This is a genomic window from Streptomyces sp. NPDC045678, from assembly GCF_056432085.1.
Genome location: NZ_JBWKJS010000004.1, coordinates 455,711 through 479,985 on the forward strand (window position 1 = coordinate 455,711; position 24,275 = coordinate 479,985).

General features: G+C 70.8%; 23 protein-coding genes. 16 read left to right on the top strand and 7 right to left on the bottom strand.

Features of this window, described 5'->3' with window-relative positions; all coding sequences use genetic code 11:
* Positions 1 to 4: 4 nt before the first annotated feature.
* The 4 genes from AC07DO_RS16615 to AC07DO_RS16630 all read left to right on the top strand — a co-directional run bounded on the left by AC07DO_RS16615 (position 5) and on the right by AC07DO_RS16630 (position 4,333).
* A complete protein-coding gene (locus tag AC07DO_RS16615; RefSeq protein ID WP_479060242.1) occupies positions 5 to 790 on the top strand; it encodes a Tat pathway signal sequence domain protein in 786 nt (261 codons plus the stop codon).
* A gap of 64 nt (positions 791 to 854) precedes the next feature.
* Positions 855 to 2,165, top strand: a complete 1,311-nt coding sequence (locus AC07DO_RS16620; protein WP_479060244.1) for a copper amine oxidase — start codon at positions 855 to 857, stop codon at positions 2,163 to 2,165.
* 103 nt (positions 2,166 to 2,268) lie between these two features.
* Positions 2,269 to 3,510, top strand: a complete 1,242-nt coding sequence (locus AC07DO_RS16625) for an SAV2148 family HEPN domain-containing protein (RefSeq protein ID WP_479060246.1) — start codon at positions 2,269 to 2,271, stop codon at positions 3,508 to 3,510.
* A gap of 112 nt (positions 3,511 to 3,622) precedes the next feature.
* Positions 3,623 to 4,333, top strand: coding sequence for an exonuclease domain-containing protein (locus tag AC07DO_RS16630; RefSeq protein ID WP_479060248.1), 711 nt, complete (start codon positions 3,623 to 3,625; stop codon positions 4,331 to 4,333).
* A gap of 61 nt (positions 4,334 to 4,394) precedes the next feature.
* On the opposite strand, the gene AC07DO_RS16635 is transcribed toward AC07DO_RS16630, so the two are convergent.
* Positions 4,395 to 5,258, bottom strand: coding sequence for a phosphotransferase enzyme family protein (locus AC07DO_RS16635; RefSeq protein ID WP_479060250.1), 864 nt, complete (start codon positions 5,256 to 5,258; stop codon positions 4,395 to 4,397).
* A gap of 170 nt (positions 5,259 to 5,428) precedes the next feature.
* Here AC07DO_RS16635 and AC07DO_RS16640 point away from each other — a divergent pair, with 170 nt between their 5' ends.
* Genes AC07DO_RS16640 through AC07DO_RS16650 form a run of 3 tightly spaced genes read left to right on the top strand, consistent with a single transcriptional unit; the run spans position 5,429 to position 8,501 of the window.
* Positions 5,429 to 6,352, top strand: coding sequence for a carbohydrate ABC transporter permease (locus AC07DO_RS16640; protein WP_479060252.1), 924 nt, complete (start codon positions 5,429 to 5,431; stop codon positions 6,350 to 6,352).
* The gene (locus AC07DO_RS16645; protein WP_479060715.1) at positions 6,352 to 7,185 is read left to right on the top strand and encodes a carbohydrate ABC transporter permease; all 834 of its coding nucleotides are present in this window, start codon (positions 6,352 to 6,354) and stop codon (positions 7,183 to 7,185) included. The genes AC07DO_RS16640 and AC07DO_RS16645 overlap by 1 nt, the downstream gene beginning before the upstream one ends.
* Before the next feature lie 17 nt (positions 7,186 to 7,202).
* Positions 7,203 to 8,501 (top strand): ABC transporter substrate-binding protein, encoded by a 1,299-nt coding sequence (locus AC07DO_RS16650; protein ID WP_479060716.1) that lies wholly within the window; start codon positions 7,203 to 7,205, stop codon positions 8,499 to 8,501.
* Between the two features lie 24 nt (positions 8,502 to 8,525).
* Here the strand turns inward: AC07DO_RS16650 and AC07DO_RS16655 are convergent, their stop codons facing one another.
* A complete protein-coding gene (locus AC07DO_RS16655; RefSeq protein ID WP_479060254.1) occupies positions 8,526 to 9,251 on the bottom strand; it encodes a response regulator in 726 nt (241 codons plus the stop codon).
* Positions 9,248 to 10,543 (bottom strand): sensor histidine kinase, encoded by a 1,296-nt coding sequence (locus tag AC07DO_RS16660; protein ID WP_479060256.1) that lies wholly within the window; start codon positions 10,541 to 10,543, stop codon positions 9,248 to 9,250. The genes AC07DO_RS16655 and AC07DO_RS16660 overlap by 4 nt, the downstream gene beginning before the upstream one ends.
* Before the next feature lie 220 nt (positions 10,544 to 10,763).
* Between AC07DO_RS16660 and AC07DO_RS16665 the strand changes: the two genes are divergently transcribed.
* Together AC07DO_RS16665 and AC07DO_RS16670 are read left to right on the top strand one after the other, a co-directional pair.
* Positions 10,764 to 12,983 (top strand): MMPL family transporter, encoded by a 2,220-nt coding sequence (locus AC07DO_RS16665; RefSeq protein ID WP_479060258.1) that lies wholly within the window; start codon positions 10,764 to 10,766, stop codon positions 12,981 to 12,983.
* Positions 12,980 to 14,632, top strand: coding sequence for an alpha/beta hydrolase (locus tag AC07DO_RS16670; protein WP_479060260.1), 1,653 nt, complete (start codon positions 12,980 to 12,982; stop codon positions 14,630 to 14,632). Before AC07DO_RS16665 ends, AC07DO_RS16670 begins: the two co-directional genes overlap by 4 nt.
* Before the next feature lies 1 nt (position 14,633).
* On the opposite strand, the gene AC07DO_RS16675 is transcribed toward AC07DO_RS16670, so the two are convergent.
* Positions 14,634 to 15,683 carry an ABC-2 transporter permease gene (locus AC07DO_RS16675; protein WP_479060262.1) on the bottom strand — a complete coding sequence of 350 codons (1,050 nt, stop codon included), beginning with the start codon at positions 15,681 to 15,683 and terminating at the stop codon, positions 14,634 to 14,636.
* A gap of 172 nt (positions 15,684 to 15,855) precedes the next feature.
* Between AC07DO_RS16675 and AC07DO_RS16680 the strand changes: the two genes are divergently transcribed.
* The 7 genes from AC07DO_RS16680 to AC07DO_RS16710 all read left to right on the top strand — a co-directional run bounded on the left by AC07DO_RS16680 (position 15,856) and on the right by AC07DO_RS16710 (position 22,043).
* Complete coding sequence (locus tag AC07DO_RS16680; RefSeq protein WP_479060717.1) at positions 15,856 to 16,257, top strand: MarR family winged helix-turn-helix transcriptional regulator; 402 nt, start codon at positions 15,856 to 15,858, stop codon at positions 16,255 to 16,257.
* A gap of 72 nt (positions 16,258 to 16,329) precedes the next feature.
* Entirely contained in the window at positions 16,330 to 17,532 is a 1,203-nt protein-coding gene (gene mgt, locus AC07DO_RS16685; protein WP_479060264.1) for a macrolide-inactivating glycosyltransferase, read from the top strand.
* A gap of 267 nt (positions 17,533 to 17,799) precedes the next feature.
* Positions 17,800 to 18,795: a CDP-alcohol phosphatidyltransferase family protein gene (locus tag AC07DO_RS16690; RefSeq protein ID WP_479060266.1), complete on the top strand. Its 996-nt coding sequence runs from the start codon at positions 17,800 to 17,802 to the stop codon at positions 18,793 to 18,795.
* Between the two features lie 351 nt (positions 18,796 to 19,146).
* Positions 19,147 to 20,355, top strand: coding sequence for a S8 family peptidase (locus tag AC07DO_RS16695; RefSeq protein WP_479060268.1), 1,209 nt, complete (start codon positions 19,147 to 19,149; stop codon positions 20,353 to 20,355).
* Between the two features lie 91 nt (positions 20,356 to 20,446).
* A complete protein-coding gene (locus AC07DO_RS16700; protein WP_479060270.1) occupies positions 20,447 to 20,998 on the top strand; it encodes a DUF1697 domain-containing protein in 552 nt (183 codons plus the stop codon).
* Positions 20,991 to 21,380, top strand: a complete 390-nt coding sequence (locus AC07DO_RS16705; RefSeq protein WP_479060272.1) for a nuclear transport factor 2 family protein — start codon at positions 20,991 to 20,993, stop codon at positions 21,378 to 21,380. The genes AC07DO_RS16700 and AC07DO_RS16705 overlap by 8 nt, the downstream gene beginning before the upstream one ends.
* Before the next feature lie 42 nt (positions 21,381 to 21,422).
* Positions 21,423 to 22,043 (top strand): mycothiol-dependent nitroreductase Rv2466c family protein, encoded by a 621-nt coding sequence (locus tag AC07DO_RS16710; RefSeq protein WP_479060274.1) that lies wholly within the window; start codon positions 21,423 to 21,425, stop codon positions 22,041 to 22,043.
* Positions 22,044 to 22,062: 19 nt separating this feature from the next.
* Here AC07DO_RS16710 and AC07DO_RS16715 read toward each other — a convergent pair whose 3' ends face one another.
* From AC07DO_RS16715 to AC07DO_RS16725, 3 genes are read right to left on the bottom strand one after another with little or no spacing between them, the layout of a single operon-like run.
* Positions 22,063 to 22,590, bottom strand: coding sequence for a GNAT family N-acetyltransferase (locus AC07DO_RS16715; protein ID WP_479060276.1), 528 nt, complete (start codon positions 22,588 to 22,590; stop codon positions 22,063 to 22,065).
* Between the two features lie 51 nt (positions 22,591 to 22,641).
* Entirely contained in the window at positions 22,642 to 23,499 is an 858-nt protein-coding gene (locus AC07DO_RS16720; protein ID WP_479060278.1) for an SCO6745 family protein, read from the bottom strand.
* Between the two features lie 11 nt (positions 23,500 to 23,510).
* Positions 23,511 to 24,275: a sirohydrochlorin chelatase gene (locus AC07DO_RS16725; RefSeq protein WP_479060280.1), complete on the bottom strand. Its 765-nt coding sequence runs from the start codon at positions 24,273 to 24,275 to the stop codon at positions 23,511 to 23,513.

Here is a 24,275-nt window from a genome sequence, read left to right on the forward strand (position 1 = left end):
AGTAGTGCGAGAGATAGTCAGACGCCACCTGGGGAAGGTGGTGGCCGGCACGACGGTCGCGGTCGCCGCGGCAGCAGTGCTGGTGGGCGTCAATCTGTCGGGGTCCGAGGCGGGCGGGTCGGGGGACCGCCAGGCCAACGCGGCGGCGGCGGAGCAGGACGCCGTGGCGAAGGACGGCGTCGTGGAAGCGGCGCCCGAGGAAGGCGCGAAGGGAGTCGGCAGCGATCCGCTGACCGACGAAGAGATCGAGCGGGCCGAGAAGGCCTCGGTGTCGGGCCAGATGCGCTCCAGCGCCCGGGACGTCGAGGGGGACCGCGGACCGCAGCTGCTGTCCACCAACCTCAGCGAGCCGGACCCGAACGGCGGCGACGCACCGCGCAGCGCCGAAGTCGTGTACTACGACTACAAAAAGGACACCGTCATCACGAAGACGGTCAACCTGGAGACCGGCAAGGTGGCCGACACGGTCACCACCAGGAACGTGCAGCCGCCGCCCAGCCAGGAAGAGCTGGCCGAGGGCGCCAGGCTGCTGATCGCCGACCCGCTCGGCAACGGCCTGAAGAAGGACTTCAAGCACGCCACGGGCAAGGCGCTCACCAGCCCCGACCAGCTGCAGCTGAGCGGCATGGTCTTCCGCAAGGAGACGGTGAAGCGCGTGCCGTCCAGCCTCGGCGAGTGCGGCAAGAACCGGTGCCTGCAGGTCGTCACCAAGGTCAAGAGCGGTCCGTGGATCGACACCAGGGCCCTCGTCGTCGACCTGAGCACCCGCACGGTGGGCCGCCTCGGCTGATTCCGGCCACCCGCTCACGACACCACACGCCACCTTCTCCTCGGACGAGGGAGTCCACTTCACCATGCACGTCAACAGACTTTCGCGCGCCCGAAAGAGGGCCACGATGGCCCTCGCGGTCTCCGCGCTCGTCGGCGGCGCCGTCACCGTCGCCGGACCCGCATCCGCGGCCCCGCAGGCACCGGCCGCGGCCGCGGCCGACTGCAGCGACGCGTACAAGATCGAGCAGACCGTCGACGGCGGCACGACCTGGCGCATGTGCTGGCACTACAACACGCTCTCCGGCCTGATCCTCGACAAGATCAGCTACCAGCCGAAGGGCGAGGCGAAGCCGATCCCGGTCCTCACCAGCGCCCGGCTCGCCCAGGTCCACGTCCCCTACGACGACGGCCAGGCCGAGTACGACGACGTCACCGGCACCGACTTCGGCCAGGCCCTGCAGAACCTCAACCCCGGCGAGTGCCCCGGCGGCACCATCAAGACCGTCAAGGTCCCGCACCGCGGCGACGTGAAGGGCCTGTGCGCCACCACGCGCGCGCGTGGGCACGCGTACCGCCTCAACGACGACGCGAGCACCGGCGGCACCGGCAAGACCTACACGGGCCAGGGCAAGGACCTGCTCGTGTACACGGTGAACAAGGCCTCTTGGTACGAGTACATAACGGAGTGGCGCTTCTCCTCGGACGGCACCATCACCTCCAACGTCGGCGCCACCGGCAGCCTCTCGCCGTACGACTACGACGGCGGCGACAGCCGCGGCTGGCCGATCGGCAAGGGCGACCAGGCCAAGGCCGAGAGCCACGCCCACAACGTCTTCTGGCGCCTCAACTTCGGCCTGGACGGTTCCCCGAAGGCCAAGGTCGAGCAGTACGACTCCAAGGTCACCCCGCCCACCGGCGACGGCAGCCCCACCACGAAGACCACCCGCACCAAGGTCACCAAGGAGCTCGCCGGTGACCGCAAGGACATGCGCTGGTGGCGTGTGGTCAGCAACACCGGCAAGAACAAGGACGGCCACCCGCGCTCGTACGAGATCGTGCCCGGCCCCAGCACCAAGCACGCGGGACGCGAGTTCACCAAGCACGACGTGTACTTCACCCAGTACAAGAAGTGCGAGCAGTACGCGAGCAACAACCCGGGCTGCCCCACCGGCACCCCGGACAGCGTCGACAAGTGGGTGAACGGCCAGGCCATGGACCACCCGGTCACCTGGGTCCACGTCGGCTTCCACCACATCGCGCGTGACGAGGACCAGCAGCCGATGCCGGTCCACTGGCAGGGCTTCTCGCTGGCCGCGCGTGACGTCACCGCTATGAGCCCGCTCACTCCGCAGGAACTCGCCAACCAGAACGGCCAGCCGCCGCTGGGCGGTTGAGAAACTGCCCGGGCCATCGGGCTGCACCGCCCGCCGCTCCCGGAGTACCCTTCCTTGATCGTTGACCGGGGGAGTGTTCGCGGGAGCGGAAGGCGGTGCGCGGGTGAGCTCGGGCGGGCGGGAGCTGCCCCCTGGTGACGAGGGTCACGAGGGGAGCTCCGCGGACGTACCCCCTGGAGCGGTGTCCCTGGCTCGGCCGATGGAGATGGGATCTCAGATCGGACCGGAACTGGACTGGGACGCCGACGCCTGGCGCGAGGTCCGTACGCGCGCGCAACGCGCGGGACGGGCCTACATCTGGCTGAACCTGGTGGAGCAGCGGCTGCGCGCGGTCGTGGCCGCTGTTCTGCGTCCCGTCTACGAACCCGTCCACGCCGACGACTGGGTCGTCGCCGCGGCGGGCCCGGCCGGGCAGGAGTGGGTGCAGCGGGCCGTCGCCGTGCGCGAGGTGAGCCGCCGCAAGGGCTATCTGCTCGATCCCGCCGACGACAACGTCCTCAGCTTCCTGACGCTGCCGCAGCTGCGCGAGCTGATGGTGCAGCACTGGCCGTGCTTCGAGCCGTACTTCGACGACCGGCGCGACGTCGAGCTAGCCCTCGACGAGCTGGAGGTCACCCGGAACGTCGTCTCCCGCAACCGCGCCCTCTCCGAGACGGTCCTCGCCCAGGCCGAGCGCGCCTCCGCCCGTCTCCTGGACATACTGGGCTCGGGCACGGACACGCCCTCAGCGCGGCGCCTGCCCGTCGACGCCGTCGAGGACCTGGTCGGCGACCGGTACGCGGACGTGGTGGCGGTGCACTCGGACCGGGTGCGGCTCCTGCGCCGGTTCCCCGCGGAGGACATGTTCGGCGGCGCCCGCCGGCTCGACGCCATCGGGATAGGGCTCAACCTCCTCGTGCAGAACTTCTCCGGGCGGCGCCTGGTCAGGCTCGCCGAGTCCGGGTGCCGGACGCGGCTGCTCTTCCTCAACCCGGCCAGCAGCGCCGTGAAGCGCCGGGAGCGCGAACTGGGGATAAAGAAGGGTGAGTTGAGCCGGTCCGTCGAGATGAACATCCTGCACATGCGCCGGGTCAGGGCGCGGCTCAAGGACCCGGGCGCCTTCGCGATCCAGGTGTTCGACGAGACGCCGCGCTTCACCGCCTACCTGGTCGACGGGGACGGGGCGGACGGCATCGGTGTCGTCCAGTCGTATCTGCGCAGGACCCGCGGGATGGAGGCGCCGGTGCTCGTGCTGCGGGGCGGCAGCCGGGTGGTCAAGTCGGGCGATCCGGGCGAGGGCGGTCTTTTCGCCACATACCGCGAAGAGTTCGAGGTGGCCTGGGCGGACTCGCGCCCGGTCTCCTGAGGCGGCGGGCCATCGGCGAGGACGGCGAAGTGGAATGCGCCCCTCGGATTGTCAGTGGCGCATGGGATCGTGGTGGTCACTGGGGGAAAGCACCACGAAGAAGGGGGCGGCCATGGGCTGGCACCAGGAGCTGCTGATCGGTTTCGACCTGGAGACGACAGGGACGGATCCGAACGAGGCGCGCATCGTCACCGGCGCGGTCATCGAGGTCAAGGCAGGCGAGACGCTGGGTCGCCGCACCTGGCTCGCGGACCCGGGAGTTCCGATCCCGGCGGACGCGGTGGCCGTGCACGGCATCACCGACGAACGGGCGGCTGCCGAGGGCAGGCCCGCCGCCGAGGTCGCGGACGCGCTCGCCGACGTCCTCACGTCGTACTGGCTGTCGGGCGTCCCGGTCGTCGCGTACAACGCGGTCTTCGACCTGAGCCTGCTCTCCGCGGAGCTCCGCAGGCACGGCCTGCGGTCCCTGCGCGACCGGCTCGGCGGCATCGCTCCCGGCCCGGTGATCGACCCGTACACGATCGACCGCTCCGTCGACCGTTACCGCAGGGGCAAGCGGAACCTCGAGGCGGTCTGCACGGAGTACGGGGTGCGGCTGGAGTCCGCGCACGACGCCGCGGCCGATGCCCAGGCCGCCGCCCGCCTCGCCTGCGCGATAGCCGACCGCCACCCGAAGGTCGCGTCCCTCGGCCCCGCGGACCTGCACCGCAGCCAGATCGAGTGGTACGCGCAATGGGCGGCGGACTTCCAGAACTTCCTGCGCAAGAAGGGCAACGCGGACGCGGTCGTGGACGGGGTGTGGCCCCTCCGCGCGGAGGGCTGACCGCTCGGCGGGCGACCCTGGGGGGCGGGCAAGGCCGCTCGGAAGGGGTGCGGGCAGCTGCTCAGAAGGGGTACCAGCGGACTTCCGCGTCCCCGTCCCTGAGCGACGCCACCCGCCTGCGGAACTCGACGAGAGCCTTCGGGTTGGACGGCGCGTGCTGCGCGACCCACGCGCAGCTGGCCGTCTCCCGCGCGCCCCGCAGCACGGCGCACCCCTCCCACTCCCGCACGTCCCAGCCGTACGTCGACACGAACCCGTCGTACGCCTCGGGCGCCAACCCGTACCGGTCGCGGGAGAGCGCCATCACGACCAGGTCGTGCTCCCGCAGATCGAAGGAGAAGGTCTCCAGGTCCACGAGCACAGGACCGTCCGGACCGACCAGGACGTTGCGGGGCAGCGCGTCCCCGTGGATCGGCCCCGGCGCGAGACGGGGCGTCAGCGCCGCCGCGGCCGCCGCGAACCCGTCCCTGCGCTCGCGCAGATAGTCCGCGTCGGCCGGATCGACCGCGTCACCCGCGAGCCGCAGCCACCGCTCCACGCCACCGAGCAGTTCACGGCGGGGGAGGTCGAAGGAGGGGGATTCCAGATCGTGCACGCGACGGATCAACGCGGCGAGGTCGCGCGGCTCCGCGGGGCGCACCGCCTCCGGCAGCCGGTGCCAGAGCGTCACCGGATGGCCGTCCAGCAGCCGCGCCTCGGGCTCGGCGGCCCGCACGGCGGGGACGCCCGCCTGCTCCAGCCAGCGGGCGACGGCCGTCTCGCGCCGCGCCCTGGCGAGGAGCTCGGGGGCGGCGCGGCCGACCTTGACGACCAGCTCGCCGGCGGCGAACACCGCGTTCTCGCCGAGCGCGAGCAGCCGGGCCCCGCCCGCCGGAACCGGCAGATCCGCCGCGTCCAGTACGTCCCGTGCCCGCGCCTCGTCCATCCCGTGCCTCCCGCACCTGTTGCCCCGTTCGCCGGACAGTCTCGCATTCGCACAGGCCAACCGGTGTGCGAGGGCGCGCAGCTGCTTGACGTAACAAGGTCACATCAGCACGATGACGGAGGCCGCCGGGGCGGCCGGACCCGCACGAGCCGCCCGAAGGAGCCGATCCCGTGACATTGGCGACCGCGACGAAGCGGTCAGCGAGAGGGAAGCCGGGACGCGGAGTCGCGGACCACGGCGCGTGGTTCCTCGTGCTGCCCGCCCTCATCCCGATCCTCGTCCTCAGCGTCGGCCCGCTCCTCTACGGCATCGCGCTGGCCTTCACCGACTCCCAGTCGGGCCGCACCGAACCCACCCAGTGGGTCGGCGCCCTCAACTTCCAGGACCTGCTGCACGACACGCTGTTCTGGGACTCGTTCCGTATCGGCCTGCTCTGGGCGTTCGGCGTCACCGTGCCGCAGTTCTTCCTCGCGCTCGGCCTCGCCCTCCTGCTCAACCAGCCGCTGCGGATGCGCTGGCTCGCACGGGCGCTGGCGATCATCCCGTGGGCGATGCCCGAGGTCGTCGTCGGCATCATGTGGCGGCTCGTCTACCACCCGGACGCGGGCGTGCTCAACGAAACGCTCTCCACCCTCGGCCTCGGGGACGGCAAGGACTGGCTGACCGGCACGGCCACCGCGCTCTTCGCCGTCATCGTCGTCGGCGTCTGGGCCGGCCTGCCGCAGACCACCGTCGCGCTGCTCGCCGGACTGCAGAACACCCCGCGCGAACTGCACGAGGCCGCCGCGGTGGACGGCGCGGGCGCCTGGCGCCGCTTCCGCACCGTCACCTGGCCGGCGATCAAACCGATCGCCCTCGCCATCACGGCGCTGAACTTCATCTGGAACTTCAACTCGTTCGCCCTGGTCTACGTCCTCACGCAGGGCGGCCCCGGCGGCCGCACCCGCCTCCCCATGCTGTTCGCCTACGAAGAAGCGTTCCGCTACGGCCAGTTCGGCTACGCGGCGGCCATGGGCTGCGTGATGGTCGCGGTGATCTCCGTCATCCTCGCCGTCCACCTCGTGGGCCGACTGAAGGGAGGCGACGAGGCATGATGCGCACGACGAAGCCGGCGCGCGCCGCACAGTACGTGGCACTCGCCGCCTACCTGGTCTTCCTCGCCTTCCCGTTCCTCTGGCTGATCTCCACGGCCTTCAAGCCCGCTCGGGAGCTGGGCAGCCTGCACCCCACCTGGATCCCCAAGGACCCGACCCTGGAGAACTTCCGCCAGGCCTTCGACGAGCAGCCGCTCCTGCGGGCCGCGGGCAACTCCCTGATCGCGGCGCTCAGCGCGGCCCTGATCGCGGTCGTCATCGCGACACCCATGGCGTACGTCATGGCCAGGCACCGCAACCGCGTCGCGAAGGCCGCCACGGGCTGGGTGGTCATCAGCCAGGCGTTCCCGTTCGTCCTGATCATCATCCCGCTGTTCCTGATCCTGAAGAACCTGCACCTGATCAACTCGCTCGTCGGCCTGATCATGGTCTACGTGGTGTGGTCGCTGCCGTTCGCGCTGTGGATGCTCGTCGGGTACGTCCGCGCGGTCCCCACCGAGCTGGAGGAGGCCGCCGCGGTGGACGGCGCGAGCAAGGTGCGCACCTTCGTCTCGGTCGTCGCGCCGCTGCTCGCCCCCGGCATCGTCGCCACCGCGATGTTCGCCTTCATCACCGCATGGAATGAGTTCTTCTTCGCGCTCGTCCTGCTCAAGGCCCCGGAGAAGCAGACGTTGCCGGTCATCCTCAACCGCTTCATCGGTACGGAGGGCGTCGCCGATCTCGGCCCGCTCGCGGCGGCGGCGTTCCTCGCGACCATCCCCTCGCTCGTCATCTTCGCGATCATCCAGAAGCGGATCACCGGCGGCATGCTGGCGGGGGCGGTGAAGGCCTGATGCGCACGGCACCCCGCATGGCACCCCGCACGGCATCGCGCCTGTCCGCCGCCGTGGCCGCACTCGCGCTGCTGCTCTCCGGATGCAGCGGCGACTCGGGGGACGACGACGGGAAGATCACCCTCCAGTTCCAGTCCCTGGCCTGGCAGAAGGAGTCCGTCGACGCCAACAAGGCGCTCGTCGAGGAGTGGAACGCCACCCACCCCGACGTCAAGGTCGAGTACATCCAGGGCAGTTGGGACAGCGTCCACGACCAGCTGCTCACCTCCTTCGAGGGCGGCGAGGCGCCGGACATCATCCACGACGCGTCGGACGACCTCGCCGACTTCGCGTACGGCGGGTATCTCGCGGACATCGGCGACCTGCTCCCCGAGCGCCTCAAGGCGGACATCCCCAAGCGCAGCTGGGAGACGGCGACCTTCGACGGCAAGGTCTACGGAGTGCCGTTCCTGCAAGAACCGCGCGTCCTGATCGCCAACGCGAAGTGGCTGAAGAAGTCCGGAGTGCGCGTTCCGACGCCCGGGAAGCCGTGGAGCTGGCCCGAGTTCCGGAAGATCACCAAGCAGCTCGGCGACGGCACGGACGGGAAGTACGGAGCGGCCTGGCCGCTGAAGGAGCCGGTCTCCGCCACGCTCAACCTCTCCCTGTCGACCGGCGGGAAGATGTTCCACCGGGGCGCGGACGGCAAGGTCGACGTCCGCTTCGACGCGCCCGACCAGGTCATGCCGCGCACGGTCCACGACCAGGTCAACGTCGACAAGAGCGCATCGAGCACGACCCTCGGCATGGGCGGCTCCGACACCCTGCCCGGCTTCTTCGGCGGCAAGTACGCGATGGTCCCGCTCGGCTTCTCGTACCGCCAGCAGATCGTCCAGCAGGCGCCGAAGGACTTCGAGTGGCAGGTGTTGCCCGCACCGGCAGGCGAGGAAGGGCTCGCGCAGGGCGTCAGCCCGCAGACCCTGTCCGTCTCCGAGGACAGCGCCCACAAGAAGGAGGCGGCGGAATTCATCGACTTCTTCCTCCGGCCCGACAACATGGTGAAGCTCGCGCGTGGCGACTGGATGCTGCCGACCGGCGAGGAAGCGCTCAAGGACCCCGCCCTGCGCACGGAGAAGAACGGCTGGTCCGCGGGCACGGCCCTCTCCGAGAACCTGCGCCCGGCACCCGCCCAGTCCGTGCGCGGCTACCCCGAGTGGAAGGACAAGGTCGCGACCCCGGCGCTCCAGGAGTACTACAGCGGGGCGATCGACCTCGACGAGCTGAAGAAGCGCCTGGTGAAGGACGGGAACCTGGTGCTGGCGCGGTACCAGCGCTAGCGGTGCCGCGGCGCCGGGGGTCTGCTACAGACCCGCGCCGGACCGTCCCGCCCGCACGAGACCCGACTCGTACGCCGCGATGACCGCCTGCGCGCGGTCGCGGACGCCGAGCTTGGCGAAGATGCCGGTGGCGTGGTTCTTCACGGTCTGGACGCCGATCGCCATCCGCTCTGCGATCTCGGCGTTGTCGAGGCCCGCGGCGATCAGACGCAGCACCTCCACCTCGCGCGGCGTGAGCCCGGAGAGGTCCGCGCCGGGCGGGGCCGGCACCGGGGCCGGGGCCACGAACGTGGCGAGCAGCCGGGTGAGCAGCCGCGGGGCGACGACGGCCTCGCCGCGGTGGACGGTGCGCAGCGCGGCCACCAGCTCCTCCGGGGAGACGTCCTTGGGCAGGAACCCCGACGCGCCCGCCCGCAGGGCACCGACCACGTGCTCGTCCATGTCGAAGGTGCTGAGCGCGAGGACCCGGCACCGGGGCAGCTCGGCGCTCAGGCGCTCGGTGGCCCTGACCCCGTCGAGCACCGGCATGCGGATGTCCATCAGGACGACGTCCGGGCGGAGTTCGTGGGCCGCCGCGACGGCCTGCTCGCCGTCGTCCACCTCGCCGATGACCTCGATGGCGGGGTCCGAGCGCAGGATCAGGGACAGACCACGGCGTACGAGGGGCTGGTCGTCCGCGATGAGCACGGTGATCCGGCCGGCCTCGCCGCCCTGCTCGGGAGCGGGCTCGGGCGTGCTGGCAGAGGTCATCGGGTCGTCCCGTCCTTCTCGTTCTTCTGGTTCTTCGCGCTCTTCGCGTCGGCCATCTCGTCCGTCTCGTCCGTCTCATCCGTCTCGTGCTTTACGTGCTTCACGTGCTCGTCGTACGTGTCCGCGGGCAGCGGAACTTCCGCGGTCACCGCGAAGCCGCCCTCCGCACGGGTGCCGACGTGCAGGGAGCCGTCGTGCAGGGCGACGCGTTCCCGCATGCCGAGGAGACCGTATCCGCCGCCGGTTCGGTTCGTGCCCCGGTTCCCGCCGACGGCGCCGTCGTCGGTGACCTCGACGGTGACCCGGTCCGGGAGGTAGCCGATCCGCACCGTCGCGCGGGCGGGCCCCGCGTGCTTGCGGGTGTTGGTCAGCGCCTCCTGGACAATGCGGTAGAGCGTGAGGCCGACGGTCATCGGCAGCGGCCGGGGCCGCCCGGTGACGTGCAGTTCGACCGGCAGACCCGCCGCGACCGAGTCGGCGACGAGCCGCTCGATGTCGTTCACCCCGGGCTGCGGCTCCGACGGCGTCTCCTCCGGGCCCTCGGCGCTGCGCAGGACACCGAGGAGCTGCCGCATCTCGTGCAGGGCCGTGCGGCCCGACTCCTCCAGCGTCACCAGCGCCTCGCGGGCCGTCTCCGGATCGCGGTCCATGGTCGACCTGGCCCCGCCGGACATCAGGTACATGGTGGTGACGTGGTGGGCGACGATGTCGTGGAGCTCCCGCGCGATGCGGCGCCGCTCCTCGGTCACCGCCCGGTCGGCGAGCAGCTTCCGGTTGATGTCCAGCTGCCGCTTCCACTGCCGCACGGCCAGGGCTATGGCGACGAGGAGGCAGGGCGTGACCAGTACGTCGACGATGCCCATCGCCAAGGGCAGTTCGTTGTTCACGTACCGCACGATCTGCACGGGCGCGGTGGCGACGACGGAGAGGGCCACGGCCCGACGGTCGCTGTACCGCGCGACGGTGTAGAGGGCCACCGCGACCGCGCCGCCATAGCTGTTCGACGTCGGCTCGCCCGGGTCCACGACGAGGCTCAGGTTGACGGCCATCTGTACGGCGAGGACCGCGCCGAGCACGGGCAGCGGGCGATGGCGCCGGAAGAGCAGCGGGACCACGGCGACGCAGATCAGCAGGACGCCCACAACCGTGACGCGTGCGCTCGGGCCCTCCTCGCCGGGGGCGATATGGGCCAGTACGTCGAGCGTCACCGCGACGACGGCGACCACCACGTCGCCCGGCGTCGGCCGTGCGCTCTCCACGGGCGGTACCGGAGGGAAGAAGTCGCGTCCCATCCGGGCGCCTCCGCACATGAACTCATCGATCCGGCCGGTCCGGGTCGTCTCTTTTCCGCACCATTACATCCCGGTCCGGCGGGCGGCGGATCGGCGCGGGGGCGGTTCTTGTGCCCAGTACTCCGGTACTGGGTGCGGCGGAACGCCGGACCCGGGTCCCGGGTGCGTCCCCTTCCGACGGCCGACGTGCTCAAGAGGCCCCGCGTGATGACCTTTTGGCATGATCCGCAAGCTGACCTCCTTCTCCACCCGGCATCGATGGATGACGGTCGTCCTATGGACCGTTCTCGGGACGGCGCTCTCGTTCGTGGGCGGCGCCATGATGTACGACGTCACCGACTCCCAGGCCGGCGACTTCCTGCCCAAGAAGTACGACTCGGCCGTGGCGCTGCGCATCGCGGAGGAGGACTTCGGCAGCAAGCCCGACCCCAACGCGCTGACCGTGCTGGTCGCCAGGGACGACGGCGGGAAACTCACCTCCGCCGACCAGCGGCACATCGCCGGCGCGACGGCCGACCTGGGCCGGGAACGGGTCGTCGGACCGAAGCCCGAGCCTCTGATGAAGGACCACTCCCAGACGCCGCGGGTGTCGCCGGGTGCCGTCGCACCGGACAGGAGTTTCCGGCTCCTCACGGTGTCACTCGACGGAAATCCGAACGACCCCGGGTTGCAGGACGTCTACAAGGAATTCCGCGACCACGCGGAGGACGCATTCGCGAAGGCGGACCTGCGCGTCGGATTCACCGGCGGAATCGCCTCGGTCGTGGACAACGCGGACGCCGAGGAAACCACCGGGAAAGTCGTCTCCGGCCTGACGATGGGCCTCATCGTCCTCCTGAACGTGCTGGTGTTCCGCAGCGTGGCGGCCGCGATCGTGCCGCTGATCGCGGTGGCCCTGATCGGCGGTGTCGCCTCGGGGGCCGTGGTCGGCGCGGCGAAGCTCTTCGGCATCGACCTCGACGCGTCCACGCCCTCCCTGATCGGTGTCGTACTCCTGGGAATCGGCATCGACTATTTCCTTTTCCTGATGTTCCGGTTCCGGGAGCAGCTGCGGAACCGGCCCGAGCAGAACGCCCGGGACGCCGCGGCCGAGACGACCGGTCGGGTGGGCGGCGCGATCACGTCCGCGGCCCTCACCATCGTGGCGGCCTTCGCGACGCTGGGCCTCGCGAGCTTCGGCCAGTTCCGGGTCCTCGGGCCCGCGATCGCGATCTCCGTACTCGTGATGCTCCTCGCGAGCCTCACCCTCATGCCCGCTCTCCTCGCCCTGTTCGGACGCCGCATGTTCTGGCCCGCCCGCGCCTGGAAGAAGGAGCGCACCGACGGGATCGCCGCCCGACTGGGCCACGCGGTGAGCAGCCGCCCGCTGCGGTACGCCCTCGGCAGCCTGGTGCTGCTCGGCGCGCTCGGCGCCGGAGCGGTCGGCATCAAGATGAGCTACGACCAGCAGGGCCTGCACGAGACCGCCGCCGTGAGGACCGCCGAACAGATCTCCCGCAGCCTCCCCGCCGGAGTCTCCGACCCGCACAGCGTCTACGTACGGAGCACCAACGGCACCGCCATCGAGGCGAGTTCACTCAGCGGCATGACCCGGTCCCTCGCCAAGGCCGAGGGCGTCGGCGAAGTCGGCAGGCCGGTCCTGAGCAAGGACCGCACGGCCGCGCGGGTCGACCTCTTCCTGAGCGTCGAGTCCGACACGCAGAAGGCCCGCGACCTGGTCTCGGGGCCGGTCAGGGAGACGGCGGCGCGCACGGCCCCCGAGGGCACCAAGGCGTACGTCACGGGGACGGCGGCCGTCTTCGCCGACATCGCGACGGCCGTGGAGAAGGACCTGCGCCTGGTGTTCCCGGTCGCCGCCCTGCTGATCGCCGTCATCCTCTTCCTGCTGCTGCGCTCCCTGCTCGCGCCGATCGTCCTGATGATCGCCGTGGGGCTCGGGTTCGTGGCCACGCTCGGCGCGAGCACCCTGCTCTTCCAGCACGGGCTCGACCGGCCCGGCGTGTCGTTCACCCTGCCCCTCGTGCTGTTCCTCTTCGTCGTCGCCCTCGGCACCGATTACAACATCCTGATCACCGACCGGATCAGGGAGGAGATGGAGAAGCCGGTAACGGCCCGGCACGCGGTGGCCGAGGCGGTGCGGCACACCGCGCCCGCCATCGCCACGGCCGGAATCGTGCTCGCCGGGTCCTTCGCCAGCCTCGCCGCGAGCCCCGCCACGCAGGAGATCGGCTTCGCCACGGGCCTCGGCATCATCCTCTCCTCGCTCGTGCTCTCCCTCGTCCTGGTGCCCGCGCTGGCCGCGATCCTCGGCCGCGGACTGTGGTGGCCCCGCAGGTCACGCCGGACGCCCGAGCAGCAGCACCACCACTCCGTGCACCAGCAGCAGTACGCGACCACCTCGGCCCCTTTCGCACGGCAAGAACAGCAAGGACGCATATGAACACCGCACCCCGCACCACCCTGTCCGCCGTCGCCGCCACCCTCGCCCTGGCCGCCGCGGGCACGGCCTGCGCGTCGAGCGTGGCCGACTCCCCGACGACGAAGGCGACGACGAAGGCGACGACGACGGCGACGGTGACGACGACGCACGCGAAGGTGAAAACGAACGCGTCGTCCGACACCGCCGCGTACACCACCGCCCTGAAGGGACTCGACCGCTTCTATCAGCAGCGCCTCCACTGGGGCCCTTGCAAGGACCCCGAGCTGAACAGGACCGGCACGCGGTGCGCGAAGGTCACCGTTCCGCTCGACTACGCCGCGCCGAAGGGCCCCACCCTCTCCCTCACGGTCTCGCGCATGAAGGCCACCGGGTCGGACCGCGAGCGACGCGGCATCCTCCAGACCAACCCGGGCGGACCCGGCGGCCACGGGCTCGGGATGCCCGCACAGCTGCGGGCCAAGATGACTGCGCGCGTGGCGGCCGCGTACGACGTCATCGGGATGGACACCCGCGGCCTCGGCGAGAGTTCGGCGCTCGACTGCGGCCTCGACAGCCTCTCCTGGTTCCGCGGCGCGGGCTTCGACCGGGCGTCGTTCGACCGGGTGGCGGAGAAGTCGGCCGACGACGCGCGCAAGTGCGACAGGAAGTACGGCGACCGGCTGGCCCACTACTCGACCCGCAACATCGCGCGGGACGTGGACGTCGTACGCGGCGCGCTCGGCGAGCGCAGGACGTCCTGGTTCGGCCAGTCCTACGGCACCTACCTCGGCGCGGTCTACGCGCAGATGTTCCCCGACAAGGTGGACAGGCTCGTCCTCGACAGCGCCATGAACCCCCGCGACTACGGCCTCAAGATGTTCCAGGCCATGGGCCCGGCCAACGAGAAGGCCCTCGACGACCTGGCGCGCTGGGCCGCGGCGCGCGACGGCGAGTACCACCTGGGGAAGACGCCCGCCGCCGTGCGGGCCACCGTCGAGGGGCTGGTCCGCGGGGCGGCGCAGCGGCCGATCGAGGTCGGCGGCGACCGGCTCGACCACGAGACGCTGCCGTTCGTCCTCTACTTCCTCGGTACGGACGACGTCGACAACGCCGAGTACGCGCGCACGCTGCGGCTGCTCGTCGACGCCGCGGCGGGACGTCCCGCCGAGCCGTCGGAGCGGCTCTCGGGACTCCTCGCCGCCATGTTCCGCACGGGCCCGGACGAGACGGGGACGGGAAGGGACTACGCCTCCACCCTCGCCGTCCTGTGTGCGGACACCACCGCGCCGGGTCACGCCGAGTGGTACCGGAAGGCCATCGAGGAGGCCCGGCCGAAGCAGCCGGTGTTCGGGCCCTTCCACAACGCGCCGATGCCGTGCGGCTGGTGGAAGGCGAAGCCGAACGAGCCGAGCACCAGGATCTCCAGCGATCTGCCGGCCCTCCAGATCCAGGCCACGGGGGACACCCGCACCACGTACGAGCAGGGTCTCGGCATGCACAAGGCGATGCGCGGTTCCAGGCTGGTGACCGTCCCGGTGCGTACCCACGCCGTGTTCGTCGGCTACGCCAACGCCTGCGCCGACAAGGCGGTCAACGACTATCTGCTGACCGGCGAGCTGCCGTCCGAGGACTACACCTGCCCGCGCGGTCAGCAGCCGGCCCGCCGCTGAGTCAGACCGCGACCGACTCCTCCATCTCCTCCTCCTGCGCCTCGGCGGCGGCGGGGGTCGCCGCCGGCCGTCGGCTTCGCTCGCAGAGGGCTGCGACGCCGACGGTCAGCAGGCCGAGCACCAGCCAGCCGGCCAGCGTCCACACGTGCTGTCCAAGCCCGTGGCCGCCGAAGTACAGGTGGCTGCGGATGCCCTCGACGAAGCCCGCGCCGTTCCAGAACGCGTGCAGGGAGCCGAAGAAGCCGTTCTGCAGCTCGGGCCTGAACAAACCGCCGGACGTCGTGAAGTTGAGCATCACGAAGAGCACCATCATCGCCAGCGTCGTCCAGCGCTTCAGGAACGTGTGCAGTCCGATGCCGATGAAGAGGATCCCTGCCGCGTACAGCCAGGCCATCGCCCACACGCCCCACAGGCCCTGGTGCACCAGGTGGAAGATCGGGCCGGCGAGCGCCGCGCCGATCAGGCTCACGGCGAAGGAGACGCCCACGACGAGGCCCGCCCTGGCCCGCATCCGCAGACCGGCGCCCGCCGCGCCGAGCACGGCGACCGAGGCGTACGAGCCGATGCTCACGGCGACGAGCAGGAAGAAGAGGCCCTGGCCCGTGGGGTCGTCCTCGACGGGCGGCGCCACGTCGGTGACCTTCAGCGGCAGGCCCTGCCGCGCGGCGACGGGCGTGAAGAGCTTCTGGGCCGCCGTGGCGCTCATGTCGGATCCGGCGGTGGCCACGATCAGCTCGGGCGACTTCGCGTCGGGAACGTAGGCGCCCGCGATGTCGAGGGACTTGAGCGCGTCGACCGCCTGCTCGCGGTCGGCGAGCGTGCGCACGTCCAGAGCGTCGCCCGCCTTGTCCTTGATGTGCTGCGCCAGGACCTGGGTCTGCTGACCCGACCCGACGACGGCGACCGGCATGTCGTTCGGCTCGGGCGTCACGAACGCGCCCATGTACGCCAGGCCCATGCCGAGGCACATCAACAGCGGCGTGACGAGGTGGAGGAGTACGTGGCGCAGGGCGTCGCGCAGGCGGGGGGAGGGTTCCGCGGTGGCGGACATGGGAGGGCTCCGGGGGTTGGTCGGCGGCGTCGGCCGAGCAGGTAGTTGGTATATACAACTCTTTACGATGTTGTACTCTACAACCATTCGTGGAGAGGGAGAAATCGTGACCGATCGAGACGGGGACGAGCCCGGAGTCCGGGACGCGTCCATCGAGGTCATCCAGCGGGAGATGACCGCGTTCGCCCGGCGGGCGCGCGCCACCGCCGCACGCATGCACCCCGAGCTCTCGCTCGTGTCCTTCACCCTGCTCAGTCACCTCGAGCACCAGGGCGGCTGCCGCGCCACGGATCTGGCCGCGCATTACACGCTCGACAAGTCGACGATCAGCAGGCAGGTGGGGGCGCTGGAGAAGGCCGGGCTCGTCGAGCGGCGGCCCGACCCGGCCGATCAGCGGGTACACGTGCTGCACCTCACCGAGCAGGGCAACGAGGTGCTCGCGCAGGTCGGCGAGGCGCGGCGGGTCGCCTTCCGGGGGCGGCTCGCGGGGTGGAGCGAGGCGGACCTGGCGCAGTTCGCCGACTATCTGCTCCGTTACAACGAGGCGGCGGGTGGAGCGGAAGGGATTGCGTAGGAAGTAGGGAGGCGCGCGAGGAGAGCGGCCACAGGGTTGCACGAGACGTCTCGTCTCGTTTAGTGTTCCGGCATGACCTCATCCCGGCCCGCCCACATCGCCATGTTCTCCATCGCCGCCCACGGGCACGTCAACCCGAGCCTCGAAGTGATCCGTGAGCTGGTCGCGCGCGGCCACCGCGTCACGTACGCCGTTCCGCACGCCTTCGTGGAGAAGGTCGCCGAGACCGGCGCCGAGCCGCGGCCCTACACCACGACGCTGCCGTCCCCGGACGCCGACCCGGAGGCGTGGGGCACCGAGCTGATCGACAACATCGAACCGTTCCTCACCGACGCGATCACCGTCCTGCCCGAACTGGCGCGCGCCTACGAAGGCGATGAGCCCGACCTCGTCCTGCACGACATCACCTCCTATCCGGCCCGCGTCCTCGCCCGCCGCTGGGGCGTGCCCGAGATCTCGCTCTCGCCGAACCTCGTCGCCTGGGACGGTTACGAAGAGGAGGTCGCCGAGCCGATGTACGCGGAGCTGAAGGAGACCGAGCGCGGCAAGGCGTACTACGCGCGCTTCCACGCCTGGCTGGCGGAGAACGGCATCACGCAGCACCCCGACCCCTTCGTCGGGTGCCCGCCGCGCTCACTCGTACTGATCCCGAAGGCGCTGCAGCCGCACGCCGACCGGGTCGACGAGAGCGTGCACACGTTCGTCGGCGCCTGTCAGGGCGACCGGGCGGCGCAGGGGGAGTGGGAGCGGCCCGCCGGGGCCGAGAAGGTGCTGCTCGTCTCGCTCGGCTCGGCCTTCACCAAGCAGCCCGGCTTCTACCGCGCGTGCGCCGAGGCCTTCGGGGGCCTGCCCGGGTGGCACGTGGTGCTCCAGGTCGGCCGGCACGTCGACCCGGCCGAGCTCGGCGAGCTGCCCGGGAACGTGGAGGTGCACCCGTGGGTGCCGCAGCTCGCCATCCTCAAGAAGGCCGACGCGTTCATCACGCACGCCGGCGCGGGCGGCAGCCAGGAAGGGCTCGCCACCGCGACGCCGATGGTGGCCGTGCCGCAGGCCGTGGACCAGTTCGGCAACGCCGACATGCTCCAGGGGCTCGGCGTCGCCCGGCACCTCCCGATGGAGGAGGCCACCGCCGAGACGCTGCGTGAGGCCGTCCTCGCGCTGGTGGACGACCCCGAGGTGGCCCGTAGGCTCGAGGAGATCCAAGGGATGATGGCCGCGGAGGGCGGCACGAAACAGGCGGCGGACCTCATCGAGGCCGAACTGCCGAAGCGCTGAGGGGTTCGTAGCCGAAAGTTGCCTCTTGGGGCAGTTGAGGGCCTGCCCCGGGGGCATGCATAACGCTCCGTGACGCGATTGGGTAACGGAGCGGTCATTCGGTAACGCTCAGGTAACGCGCCATCATGCTGGAAGGGCCATTGACTCGTCCCGAAAGGTTGACTGTTACCCCCGGCCAAAGGTTGCACGCCTCAGATCTTGTTCCTTGACCGAACTCCTTCCTAGCGTGGGATGAACTTTCGCCGAACGCCAGGAAGTTGATCCCCCATGCGTCGAGACATACCGCCCCTCGCCGAGGTGCGCCGCATCACCGAGAAGAAGCGCGACGCGTGGTGGACCGTGTTGCTGGTCGATCCGGTCGCCACGCCGCTCGTGCGGTTCACCGCGATGCGGACGCGCGTCACGCCCAACCAGATCACCTGGGGGGCGTTCATCCTCGGCCTCGGCTCGGCGGCGTGCTTCGCGTTCGGCGACTGGAAGTGGCTCGCCCTCGGCGCGGTCATCTACCACTTCAGCTTCATCTTCGACTGCATGGACGGCAAGCTGGCCCGGCTCACCGGGCAGGGCTCCGTCTTCGGTGCCTGGCTGGACTTCGTCTTCGACCGCATCCGCGTGATGGTGTGCGGTGTGGCCCTGATGTGGGGCCAGTACGACCGCACCGGCGACACCTTCTACATCTGGCTCGCCCTCGGCGTCGTCGCGCTCGACACCCTGCGCTACATCAACTCGCTCGAGATCTTCAAGATCCGGCACACCATGCGCAAGCAGATCAAGGCGCGCGTGCGGGCCGCGCGGCGCGCGCAGAACGAGGCGGAGCTCGCCTTCATGGAGGACCTGCTGCGGGACAACCCCTCGGCGGACATCGAGCAGGACCTGCAGCGGGCCGCGGGCGAGGCCGTGGGCTATGCCCCGCAGCCGTCCGACGAGATCACCGACGCCGAGGCGGAGGTCGCGCCGAAGCCCAAGGCCCAGGTGATCGACCTCCACCAGGAGTTCCGGCAGAAGTTCCCCGCCTATCTGCGGGTGCGCTCCTTCCTGCTGCGCCACCGTATTCGCGCGCACCTGGTGAGCGGAATCGAATTCCAGATGGGCGTCTTCATGATCGGCCCGCTCTTCGACGCGGTGATGCCGGTGACGATCGTCTCCGGGGCGCTCCTTCTGGTCTTCGAACTCGCCATCATCTACAAGCTGCTCCTCTCCACGCGTGACTTCACGCGGACCATCGACTCCTTCGAGGAACAGAAAGTCGCCACCGCGGCTTAAGTCCCGTACGCGACACCGACGCCGGGCGGGCTGGACTCTCCAGCCCGCCCGGCGTTACGCATGGGGCGCAAAGTGCCTAGTGTTACCGCGAGTTGGGGTCATTGTGGACCGGGATGTCCGTTCCGCCACTACAGGGCCGGTTTGTTATTACGGAACCTTGTTGAACAAGTCACAGCTGTATGAAGGTATTGATCTGCGCGCGTCAATCGGACAGTGTTTCGTCCCAACACCCGGAGATCTTCCGGGCCGCAAGGGCTGTCGCAGCGAACTTGTTGTCACGGCAGCGCCTTGGGCGACAGCTGAATAAAACCCCCCACATCCCCCCACACAGCACTGAGGAGACCCCTCTTCATGGCAACTCACAAGCGTGCCCGCACGATGAAGCTCACCGCCGCGATAGCCACCGCCGCCACCGCGGTCGGTGTCACCGTCTTCGCGACCTCCTTCGCCGGCGCGGCCACCCCCGCCGAGGGCAAGGTGTACGGCCTCGACGCCAAGGGCGCCGTCGCCGGCAGCTACATCGTGATGCTCGACGAGAAGGTCGACAACGGTGCCAAGTCCGACCTCGCCAAGGAGTACGGCGGCGAGCTGAAGCGCAACTACTCCTCCGCGATCAACGGCTTCTCCGCCAAGGGCCTGACCGAGACCGAGGCCAAGCGCCTCGCCGCCGACCCGACCGTCGGCAAGGTCGTCCAGTCGAAGAAGTTCACCATCGACGCCACGCAGGACAACCCGCCGTCGTGGGGCCTGGACCGCATCGACCAGGCGGACACCGCCGCGGACAAGAAGTACACGTACCCCGACGCCGCCGGTGAGGGCGCCACCGCGTACGTCATCGACACCGGCGTCCGCGTCAGCCACAAGGACTTCGGCGGCCGCGCCACCTCCGGCTTCGACGCCGTCGACAACGACGACAACGCCGACGACGGCAACGGCCACGGCACGCACGTCGCCGGCACCATCGCCGGTGACGCCCACGGCGTCGCCAAGAAGGCGAAGATCGTCGCCGTCCGCGTCCTGGACGACCAGGGCTCCGGCACCACCGAGCAGGTCGTCGCGGGCATCGACTGGGTCACCAAGAACCACAAGGGCCCCTCGGTCGCCAACATGAGCCTCGGCGGCGGTGTGGATGAAGCGCTCGACGCGGCCGTCCAGAAGGCGATCGACTCCGGCGTCACCTTCGCGGTGGCCGCGGGCAACGAGTCGACCGACGCCTCCCAGGGCTCCCCGGCCCGCGTGAAGGACGCCATCACGGTCGCCTCCTCCACCAAGGACGACGAGCAGTCGGACTTCTCCAACTACGGCTCCGTCGTGGACATCTACGCCCCGGGCTCGGACATCACGTCCGCCTGGAACACCGGTGACGACGCCACCAACACGATCTCCGGTACGTCGATGGCCACCCCGCACGTCGTCGGCGCCGCCGCCGTCTACGTCGCCGCCCACCCGGACGCCAAGCCCGCGGACGTCGCCAAGGCGCTGACCGACGGCGCGACCCCGGACAAGATCTCCAACCCGAGCGAGGGCACGCCCAACAAGCTCCTGAAGGTCGTCGAGTAGTCTCGCCGCCCCACTGAGCCGCGGCCGTCGTGCCCACCCCCACGGGGCACGGCGGCCGCTTCGCCGTGCGTGTCCGGCATATCGTGTGCGCATGGCGATCAAGACCTACGCGGCGCTGCTGCGCGGCATCAACGTGAGCGGCCACAAGAAAGTGCCGATGGCGGAGCTGCGCATCCTCCTCGAAGGGCTCGGGCACGGCGGCGTGCGCACGTATCTGCAGAGCGGCAACGCGGTCTTCACCGCCGACGACGGCGACGACGACGCGCTGGCCGCGGACGTGCGCGCGGCGATCGAGGAGCACTTCGGCTTCGGCGTCGACGTCCTCGTCCGCGACCACGCCTACCTGAAGGCGGTGGCGGACGCCTGCCCGTTCCCCGCCGCCGGCCTCGAGCCGAAGCAACTGCACGTCACGTACTTCTCCGGCCCCGTCGACCCGGACCGCTTCGCCTCCGTCGAACAACCGGCGTACCTGCCGGAGGAGTTCAGGCTGGGCGACCGTGCCCTCTACCTGTACGCCCCCGACGGCCTCGGCCGCTCCAAACTCGCAGAGGTGCTGGCGCGGCCCCGCCTCACCAAGGGCCTCATCGCCACCTCCCGCAACTGGAACACCGTCACTCGCCTGGAGGAGATGACCCGTGCCTGACCGTACCCCCGCCGTCGAAGCCGCCATCGAGAGCGAACTGCGGCTCCTCGACCCCGATGTGCGCGTATCGCCCGAGCTGTTCGGGGCGCTCCTGCATCCGGAGTTCACCGAGTTCGGCGCCTCGGGCGCGTGCTGGGACCGTGCGTCGATCGTGCGGGTCCTCACGGCGTCCAAGGACCCCGGCACCGCCCCCGTCACGACCTCCCGCCTGCGGGGCGTCCAGCTCGCCGACGACCTGGTGCACCTGACCTTCGACACGGACAGCGGCGGCCGCCGCGCCCACCGTAGCTCCCTGTGGCGGCGCACGGAGAGCGGCTGGCAGCTCTGGTTCCACCAGGCCACGCCGTTCAGCGACGAAGTGGCCCGGCCGAACGGCACATAAGTGGCCCACGGGCAGGGGCCACTGACTGGCTAGTGTCGAGCCATGACGAAGCCCCACGCCCCGACCCGCGTCGACTTCCACTTCGACCCCGTCTGCCCGTTCGCCTGGATCACCTCGCGCTGGATCCTGGAGGTCGAACGCCACCGCGAACTCGACGTCCGCTTCCACGTCATGAGCCTCTACTTCCACAACGAGGGCAACGAACTCCCCGACTGGTACCGCGACCTGGTCGACCGCTCCCTCACCCTCACCCGGATCGCCGCGGCCGCCGCCGAACGGCACGGCGAGGAGGTCCTCCGCGACCTCTACACCGCCTTCGGCACGCGGGTCCACCAGGAGAAGAACGAGGACTTCGACGAGGTCGCCGCGCAGGCCCTCGCCGAGCTCGGACTCCCGGCGGGCCTCGCGGACGCGGCGCGCGACGCCTCGTACGACGAGGTGCTCCGCCGCAGCCACGACGCGGGCAAGGACCCGGAGGCCGACGGCTACGTCGGCACGCCCACGATCCACGTCGACGGCACCGTCTGGTTCGGACCCGTACTGCGCGCCGTGCCGCGCGGCGAGGAGGCCGCCCGGCTCTTCGACGGCTTCCGCGTCCTCGCCGGCCACCCGGACTTCTTCGAGATGAAGCGCACCCGCACCGGCGGCCTCGACTTCTCCTGAGGAGCCGCCGCCGTGAGCCTCAGCCGATGACGGGCGGCTCGGGGCGTCGGGAGACGAGGTGGAGGGTGACCCTGCCGTCCTCCTCGGGGATCTCGCGGACCCGTACGAAGCCGAGGCGGGCGAGAACGGACAGGGAAGGGGCGTTGGCCGCGTCGACCGTCGCGTGGACTTCGGCCAGGTCCAGCGTCTCGTGCCCGTACGCGGTGAGGAGCCGCGCCAGTTCCGTGCCGAGCCCGTGGCCCCAGGCGTCCCTCGCCAGGCCGTAGACGATCTCGGTGCCGTCGAGCCAGGTCTCCGGCGACGGCTTGACCTCGGCGTGGCCGACGTAGCGCCCCTCGTGCCGGACCGCCCAGACGGGGAAGCGTTCCTCGGCGTAGATGAGGGTGAGGATCCGGCCGAACAGGGCGCGGTCCTCCGCCTCGCTCTGCATGCCGTCCCCGAACCAGTGGCCCACGGCCTCGTCCTGGAAGAGCGCGACGAAGTCCGCCTCGTCGGTGGCGACGTAGGGGGAGAGCGAGAGGCGCTCGGAGCGCAGTTCGGGGGTCATCCGCGTGACGCTAAGGGCGCCGGTGCGGCGGGGCAAGCGAATTCAGGCCGCTCAGCCGGCCACCCGCGGCAGCCCGATCGGGTTCGGGAACGGCAGGACGTCCGAGTCCAGGATGCGGCGGACCGCCGGCTCCAGCGCGGAGAGGAGCGCGTCCGCCTCGCCCCTGGCCAGCGGGCGGAGCAGACGGGCCGCCAGCCGGTCCGTGTCCGCCTCTATCAACTCCCGCTTCGTCAGGCCCTGTTCGGTGACCCGGCCGGCCGTGTCGAGCAGCCCCAGAACGCGCGTGCGGTCCACGGAGGCCGCCCACTCCTCCTCCGTCCAGCCCCGGTCCTGACGGATGCCCGCCGCCTCCACCCGGTCCGTCGCCGCCGCGAGAACGAGGCTCTCGCGGGCGTCCAGGCCGTGGTCGGCGAGGACCGCGATATGCGCGTCGCCCCGGAACTCACGTACACACGTGACCAGTTGCCAGAGCTGCTCCACCGGGTCCGAGCGGTACGCCAGATCGCGGTTGGCGGCGAACAGCGGACGTGCGAGCGACGGCGCGTCCTCCACCATCGCCAGCAGCGGCTCGTTCACCTTGGCCGCCAACGCCTCTATGGAGGGCACCAGTTGGCGCAGCGCGGCGGCCGTGACGCGGGCGCGCTCCTCGACGACCCGGTCCGGCGACGCGTACTCCCACGCCGACGGCAGGGACCGCGCCACCATGTCCGGCGCGAAGACACCGAGCGCCGCCGTGGCTACCCCGGGGCCGACCCGCCCCATCGGCGCGGTACGGGCCGCGAAGTACCCCATCCAGAAGCCCTTGAGGCCCACGGCCCTGCCGAGGCCGCGGCAGCGTTCCTCGAAATAGACCACCGCGTGCAGGGGTTCGGTGCGCAGCCACAGCGTGCGGGATCGGCTCGGGGTCATGAACCCACAAGCTAGGCCAGAGCGGGAATCCGCGCCAGGGGAGCAACAGGGCACGTGCCGGGCGCATACGCCTCCTCGTAGCGCCGGACCAGCAGACGCGCCACTTCCGGAGCCGGACCGAGCACGTCGGCCAGCACATCGGCGTCGGCGGCGCCCCGCGCGATCCGGTCCGGCAGGAAGCCGGGAGCCAGGACGTAGGGCGCGACGGCCACCCGCCGCACCCCGGCCACGTCCCGCAGCGCACGCACGGCGTCCTCCGTACGCGGCAGAGAAGCGGAGGCGAACGCAGGCCGCACGGCGCACCAACCGGTACGCCGCCACTCCCGCGCGATATCAGCGATCACTGCGATCGCCTCCGGGTCGGACGACCCCGCCGAGGCCAGTACGACCCCGGTCGAGGACTTGTCGGCGGGGTCGAGCCCCGCCTCGTACAGCCGCCGCTCCAGAGCGGAGACGAGCAGCGGCGAAGGGCCGAGCACCGCCGCCTGCCGGATGCGCAGCGCGGCGGGCGCCTCCCGCAGCACCGCGGGGATGTCCGTCTTCGCGTGGAACGCGCGGGTCAGGAGCAGCGGCTGGGCCACCACGTCCCGCACGCCCTCCGCCGCGAGCCGCTCCAGGACGCCGGAGACGGTCGGGGTGTCGAAGTCGAGGAACCCCGTCTCCACCCGCAGACCGGGGCGCAGCGACCGCACCCGGCGCACCAGCGCGCGCACGGTCGCGGCGTGCCGCGGGTCACGGCTGCCGTGGGCGACGACGAGAAGGACGGGACGGTGCAC